At 68.1% G+C, this 6,521-nt stretch carries 7 protein-coding genes; all 7 read left to right on the forward strand.

Features of this window, described 5'->3' with window-relative positions; translation table 11 throughout:
- Nucleotides 1-458: xanthine dehydrogenase family protein molybdopterin-binding subunit (locus tag V7Q39_RS13355; protein ID WP_333817087.1), on the forward strand; the 458-nt coding region annotated here is incomplete at its 5' end.
- Nucleotides 455-1,885, forward strand: a complete 1,431-nt coding sequence (locus V7Q39_RS13360) for a 6-hydroxynicotinate reductase (protein WP_333817088.1) — start codon at nucleotides 455-457, stop codon at nucleotides 1,883-1,885. The genes V7Q39_RS13355 and V7Q39_RS13360, both read left to right, overlap by 4 nt.
- A gap of 86 nt (nucleotides 1,886-1,971) precedes the next feature.
- Nucleotides 1,972-2,787: a UPF0280 family protein gene (locus tag V7Q39_RS13365; RefSeq protein WP_333817089.1), complete on the forward strand. Its 816-nt coding sequence runs from the start codon at nucleotides 1,972-1,974 to the stop codon at nucleotides 2,785-2,787.
- Nucleotides 2,774-3,361 carry an amino acid synthesis family protein gene (locus V7Q39_RS13370; protein WP_333817090.1) on the forward strand — a complete coding sequence of 196 codons (588 nt, stop codon included), beginning with the start codon at nucleotides 2,774-2,776 and terminating at the stop codon, nucleotides 3,359-3,361. The genes V7Q39_RS13365 and V7Q39_RS13370 overlap by 14 nt, the downstream gene beginning before the upstream one ends.
- Before the next feature lie 71 nt (nucleotides 3,362-3,432).
- A complete protein-coding gene (locus tag V7Q39_RS13375) occupies nucleotides 3,433-4,758 on the forward strand; it encodes a hypothetical protein (RefSeq protein WP_333817091.1) in 1,326 nt (441 codons plus the stop codon).
- Nucleotides 4,759-4,837: 79 nt separating this feature from the next.
- Complete coding sequence (locus V7Q39_RS13380) at nucleotides 4,838-6,109, forward strand: ABC transporter substrate-binding protein (RefSeq protein WP_333817092.1); 1,272 nt, start codon at nucleotides 4,838-4,840, stop codon at nucleotides 6,107-6,109.
- Between the two features lie 69 nt (nucleotides 6,110-6,178).
- A partial coding sequence (locus V7Q39_RS13385) for an ABC transporter permease subunit (RefSeq protein WP_443082520.1) occupies nucleotides 6,179-6,521 on the forward strand: 343 nt, incomplete at its 3' end.

Here is a 6,521-nt window from a genome sequence, read left to right on the forward strand (position 1 = left end):
CGAACGGGCAGGGCGCGCCCTATGCCGTCTACGGCTACGGCGCGCAGATGGTGGAACTGGAGGTGGACGAGGCGCTCGGCACGGTGCGGCTGATCAAGATCACCGCGGCGCATGATCTGGGCCGGGCGATCAACCCGATGCTCGCCCGCGGCCAGATCGAGGGCGGCATCGCCCAGGGCATCGGCATGGCGCTGATGGAGGACTACCTGCCCGGCCGCACCGAGAACCTGCACGACTACCTGATCCCGACCTTCGGCGACGTGCCGCCCATCGAAAGCCTGCTGGTCGAGGTGCCCGACCCCGAAGGCCCCTATGGCGCCAAGGGGCTGGGCGAGCACGTCCTGATCCCCACCGCCCCCGCGATCCTGAATGCGATCCGCCATGCCACGGGAGCCGGGATCACCCGGGTTCCGGCGCTGCCGCACCGTGTTCTGGATGCGATTGGGGGCCTGATATGACCCAGGCGCCCGAGAAGATCCGCTGCGATGCCTGCCCGGTAATGTGCTACATCGCGCCGGGCCAGACCGGGGCCTGCGACCGCTACGCCAATGCCGCGGGCCGGATCGTCCGCACCGATCCGGTGGTGATGCTGTCCCACGCAGTTGAGGCCGGGGGCCGTGTCGTCCCCTTCGCCGCGCGGGACTGGGACGGTTCTCCGGTCCCGGCGGATGCTTTCGTGACCGGCATCGGCTCGGGCACCACCTACCCGGATTACAAGCCCGCGCCCTTCATCGTCTCTTCCCGGGTGTCGGGCGCCGATATGGTTACGGTCGTGACCGAGGCGATCTTTTCCTATTGCGGGGTCAAGGTGAAGATCGACACCGACCGCTTCCTTGGCCCCGAAGGCGCGGTAGTCAGGGTGGACGGCGAACCCGTGGGCCATGTGACGACCGCCGAATATGGCTCGCAGATGCTGTCTCTGGGCGGCGTCCATCACCTGACCGGGGGCGGCAAGGCCGAGGGCCGCGTCACCTGCGCCGCGATGCTGGCGCTTTGCAACGGCGAGGCGGTGGAACTTGCGATCGACGGCGGCTCGACCGTTGTGGCACAGGCCGGGCAGGCGCCGGTGGTCGACGGGGTGCGCGAGAGGCGGATGCGGGTCGGCTGCGGCTCGGCCACCATCGGGATGTTCGCGGTGCAGTGGCAGGGCCTCGTGGACGAGGTGGTGGTGGTTGACGATCACATCACCGGGGTCGTCAGCGAGCATCAGGCGGGCAAGGTGATCGGCTGGGAACCTTCCGGGATCAGGATCAAGGGCCACCGCTCCACGCCGGGCCGCTATTTCCGGGTGTCCGAGCCCGGTCAGGGCTGGGGCGGCACAAGGCTGACCGACCCGCTGGAGATCCTGGGCGAGTGGAACCCGAAGAAGGGCGCGCGGCCGGGACTGCGGCTGTTGATGGTTTCGACAACGGGCGAGCAATATGCCTATTACGTGCTGGACGAGGCGCTTCAACCGGTGCAGCGGGAGTTGCCAGATTACTTGAGGAAGGCCGTCGAACTCATTGACGAGAATTGCGAACCCTCACTCTGTACGGTGCTGTTCGTGGGCGGCGCTGGGGGGTCCTTGCGGGCCGGAGTGGCGAAGAACCCGGTGCGGCTGACGCGGTCGGTGCAGGGCGGCGTGACCCGGCTGACGAGCGGCGGGGCGGAGACCTATATCTGGCCGGGTGGCGGGATCACCTTCATGGTCGATGTCACGCGCCTGCCGAAGGGGGCTTTCGGCTATGTGCCGACCCCTGCGCTGGTGGCGCCGCTGGAATTCACCCTCCCGCGCGAGGATTACCTGGCGATGGGCGGGCATGAGACGGCGATCCGCAGCCTGGATCAGTCCATGGCCGAGGGCGGGGAATATCCGACGGCGGCGAGGGTCGAGCCATGGCCGTAGCTCTCCTTTCCCCTCTGCAAGCGCCTGCGGCAGGCCGTGGAGCCTCCGGCGGGAGTATTTTTGAAAAGAGCAAGCTGGGAGGGGCGGTGGCGGCCCTTTTGCCGGACGGGCGGCTGCATTTGCAGCACGGGCCGATCGACATCGTCGCCGAGAGCTTTGGCGAGGCGGGCGCGGTGCGCGCGGGCTATATCCGTGCGGCGGCGCGCTTCGCGACGGTGCTGGAGGAACTGGTCGCGGAACTGCCCGCCCTGCGGTCGGAAGGTGTTGCGGTCGAAGGCAGGATCGCTCGCCGGATGGCCGCCGCCGTCGCACCTTTCCGGCCTGCCTTCATCACTCCCATGGCCGCCGTTGCCGGTGCGGTGGCGGAAGAGGTGCTGGCGGCCCTGACCGGCCCCGGCATTGCCCGCGCCTATGCCAACAATGGCGGCGACATCGCGCTTTGGCTGGCCAAGGGTGAGCGGCTGACCTGTGCGCTGGCGGCGGACGGGGGCCGGGCGACCATCCGGCACGCCGATCCGGTGCGCGGGATCGCCACCTCGGGCTGGCGCGGGCGCAGCTTCTCCCTGGGGATCGCGGACGCGGTGACGGTGCTGGCGCAGACGGCGGCGATGGCGGATGCGGCGGCGACGATGGTCGCGAATGCGGTGGATCTGGATCATCCGGGCATCCGCCGCCGCCCGGCGCGGGAACTGCAATGGGACAGCGATCTGGGCGATCGGCTGGTGACGGTGGCGGTGCCGCCCCTGTCGCCAGAGGAGCGGGCACAGGCGCTGGACGCGGGCCTGCGTGCGGCCGAGGGTTTCCGGGCAGCCGGGCTGATTGAAGGTGCCGCGCTTTTCCTGCAGGGTGAGCGGCGGGTGACAGGCGCGCTGGCGCTGGAGAAGGGGGATGCAAGTGGCTGATTTCGCTGTCCGGAAGATCGTTGTGCAGCTGGAGGAGATCCGGCACGAGGGCGGACCCCTGGTCACGCCGCCGCCGGTGCGCGGCGCGATCTATGCGATCTGCGCAAACCCCTTCGCGGGCCGCTATATCGCCGACCTGCAACCCGCGATGGAGGATCTGAAGCCGCTGGCACTGGAGCTGACCGACCGGCTGGTCGCTGCCCTTGGGGGGCGCGCGGGGATCGACGCCTATGGCAAGGGCGCCATCGTGGGCGAGGGGGGCGAGGCCGAACACGGCGCGCTCTGGCATGTCGCCGGTGGCTACGGGATGCGCGAGCGGCTGGGGGAATGCAGGGCCATCGTGCCGAGCGTGATGAAGGTCGGCGGCATGGGCGCGACGCTGGATATGCCGCTGGGCCATCTGAACGCGGCCTATGTCCGGTCGCGCTTCGATGCGATCACGCTGGCCTGTGCCGACGGTCCGCGGGCGAACGAAGTGCTTTTCGCCTTGGGAATGGCGCGGGGCGGGCGGGTGCACAGCCGGATGGGGGGCTTGGAGATCGATCAGGTCAAGGGAGAGGACGGGCTCCGGTGAGACTGACGCCAAGATCCTTCGAAGGATTTTGCCGGGAGTTTTCCAGAACTCTCGGGGCCAGCGGTCTGGCGGTGCTTTTCACCCCCGGCCTCGCCTTCGCCTGCGCCTTGCCGCCTTCGGTGATCCTGACGCTGCCGACCGGCCATTACATCACCGCCGCCGCCCTGACCGTGGCCCTGACCGCGCTGATGGGCGCCGCCACCCACCGCCTGCCGGTCATGGCGCCCCGGCTGATCTGGGAACGGCGGGTGCTGCTGCCCCTGACGCTGACCTCCTACCTCGGGTTCCTCGCCTTCCTGGCCCTGGTCTTCGTCGGCCTCTATGGCGAGCGTGATCCGATGCACAACCTGATGACGCTGGTCTTCTGGACCGGGGTCTGGATCGTGGTGCCGCTGGGCTCGATGCTGCTGGGCAACCTCTGGCGGCCGATCAACCCCTGGACCGGGCCGGTGCGGATCGCCCGCACGTTGCTGGGCCGCAGCGGCTCCATCGGCCTTGCCCGCCTCGGCCATTGGCCCGCGGTCGCAGGCTATGCCGGTTTCGCCTGGTTCCAGATCGTCTCGCTTTATCCCGACGACCCGGCGGTGCTGGCCGAGGTCGCGCTTGCCTACTGGCTGGTGATCTTCACCCTCGCCGTGCTGGACGGTGAGGATTGGCTTGAGCGGGGCGAGTTCCTGACCGTCCTTTTCGCCTTCATCTCGAAGGTTGCGCCGCTTTGGCACGAGCCCGACGGCCCGAAAACCCGCCTGATGCTGGGCTGGCCCGGTACGCAGGTCCTTGCCATGCCGCCGCTTACCCCCTCTGCCGTGGTTTTCGTCAGCCTCGCGCTTGCGGCCCTCACCTTCGACGGCCTCAACGAGACCTTCTGGTGGCAGGCGCTGATCGGCGAGAACCCGTTGGAGCCGACCGGTCGCAGCGCGGTCGTCTGGCAGAACACCGGGGGGCTTCTGGCGGTCTGGGTGCTGACGCTGGGCCTGATCATCGGCGCGATCACCCTTGGTCGCCGGATCGGCGGAGGTTTTGCGACCGGGCCGGTGATGCTGTCCTTCCTCGCCATCGCGGCGGGCTATCACGCGGCGCATTACCTGGTGATGCTGCTGACCGCCGGGCAATACACCCTTGCCGCGCTGAACGATCCTTTCCTGACCGGCGACAGCTGGTTGGGCCTGCCGCCCTTCTACGTTTCCTTCGGCTTCCTGACCGACCCAAGGGTGATGCCGCTGATCTATGCTGCGCAGTTCGCGGCGGTTCTTGGCGCGCATCTGCTGGCCGTGCTGCTGGGGTTGAAGCTGGCAGGGCAGGGTGCGCGGCCTGCGGCGCATCTGCCGATGACGGTGCTGATGGTTGCTTACACCGTGCTGGGCCTCTGGCTTTTGTCCACCGCCAGAACCGGATGAAAAGGCTGGACAATCCGGAGCCCCTGGCCCCCCAATGAACCAGAGGCCCGCGAGAGGCCGCAACAGTGAGGAGACGGATATGACGAACCTGCTTCATCCCACCCGCCGCGGCCTTCTGATGGCAGGCGGCGCGGGCCTCTTGACGGCGGCGCTGCCGGGCTATGTCGCGGCGCAAGGCGCCCCGATCAAGATCGGTTTCCAGCTGCACCGCACCGGCATCGGCGCGGCCTACGGGCGCTGGTACGAGCGCACCGCACAGGCCGCGCTGAAGATGATCAACGAGGGCGGCGGGATCGCCGGGCGTCCGGTCGAGCTTCTGTTCGAGGATGACGCGACCGATCCCAAGCGCGGCTCGGAGGTGGTGGACAAGCTGACCCAGTCCGACGGTTGCGATCTGGTGATGGGCACGCTCTTCTCCCATGTCGTCATGGGCTCCGCGCCCCGGGCGGGCGAGTTGAAGGTACCCTATCTCGTCTGCTCCGAGGGCTACCATGTCGCCAGCGGCGCGTTGAACCGCTGGACCCTGCAGCCCGGCATCACCGACGTTCGCGCGCAGATTTCCACCATGGCGCCCTGGGTGGCGGCGAACCTCGGCAAGAAGGTCACGATGGTCTTCCCCGACTATGCCTTCGGCCATGACCACCGCGATTTCTTCACCACCGCGATCCAGGCCCAGGGCGGCGAGGTCATCGCCCAGATCGCCGTGCCGCCGACCGAGACCAGCTTCACCCGCTATTTTCCGCAGATCCCGGCCGAGACCGAGGTGCTGTATCACGTCATGGTCGGCCCGGCCGTGCTGACCTTCGTCAAGGAACTGGGTGAATTCTACGGCACCGGCGCGAAGCCGGCGCTCTTCGGCTTCGTCGACAGTCTGGAAGCGGTGGACACAGCGACGCCCGGCCTGGAATTCCTGGAAGGCTCGCATTTCTGGGAGGCGCATCCCCGCGTGAAACCCGCCGACGCGGGCGAGCACGAGGCCGCCTACCGCGCGGCCGTGGGGGTGGATGACAACGGGGCCAGCGTCAGCGACGCCAAGGATGTGTCGACCTACAGCCACATGTTCTCGACCTGGGAGACGCTCTACTTCATCAAACAGGCGATGGAAGCCGCGGGCTATACCGGCCCCGCCGACCGGCAGAAGCTGGTGGAGGCGATGGAGGCGATCAGCGACCTGCCCTATGGCATCGAGCGTCCGCAGGGGGCGATGCGCTTCAACGGCAAGACCCATCAGGTCTTCGGGTCGCAGAACATCAGCCAGATACAGGGCGGCAAGCTGGTCAAGGTCCACACCACGACCATCGAGGAAGGGCTTTACGAGGACGCGGTGGACTATACGACGATGTCGTTCTGAACAGACGCAGGCGGATCGCCCACCCTGCAGGGGGGTGATCCGCCCATCTTCCCCCAACCGGACCCTTGCATGGCCTTCGGACCTTTCCTGCTCCTCGCCCTGATGGAGGGCCTCGTGACCGCCGCCGTGCTGGCGCTGGCGGCCTCGGGCCTTTCGCTGGTCTTCGGCGTCATGCGCGTGGTCAACGTGGCCCATGGCGAGTTCTACATGCTGGGCGCGGTTCTGGCCTGGGCGGTCACGGGATTCATCCCCGGCCTGCCCGCGCTCGCCTTTGTCGCGGCCCTGCTCATCGCGCCACTTCTCGTGGCAGCCCTTGCCGCACTGGCAGACGGGCTGATCCTGAAGCGGCTCGCCTATGACCCCGAGGCGACCATCGTCGCGACCATCGGCCTTCTCTACATGATCCAGCAGG

Source organism: Tabrizicola sp., from assembly GCF_036781545.1.
Taxonomy (GTDB): domain Bacteria; phylum Pseudomonadota; class Alphaproteobacteria; order Rhodobacterales; family Rhodobacteraceae; genus Tabrizicola.